We start from the raw sequence: 255 nt of genomic DNA on the forward strand, positions 1-255 counted from the left end.
CGGCCCAGACTCCTACGGGAGGCAGCAGTAGGGAATCTTCCGCAATGGGCGAAAGCCTGACGGAGCAACGCCGCGTGAGTGATGAAGGTTTTCGGATCGTAAAGCTCTGTTGCCAGGGAAGAACGTCTGATAGAGTAACTGCTATCGGAGTGACGGTACCTGAGAAGAAAGCCCCGGCTAACTACGTGCCAGCAGCCGCGGTAATACGTAGGGGGCAAGCGTTGTCCGGAATTATTGGGCGTAAAGCGCGCGCAG

The 255-nt window shown here is 57.3% G+C and carries 1 rRNA gene; it reads left to right on the top strand.

The annotated features are described in order from the left end of the window. Positions 1-255: ribosomal RNA gene (locus tag KI379_RS33895) — 16S ribosomal RNA — on the top strand; the annotation flags it as partial.

This window comes from Paenibacillus cineris, from assembly GCF_018333335.1.
Lineage (GTDB): Bacteria > Bacillota > Bacilli > Paenibacillales > Paenibacillaceae > Paenibacillus_AQ > Paenibacillus_AQ favisporus.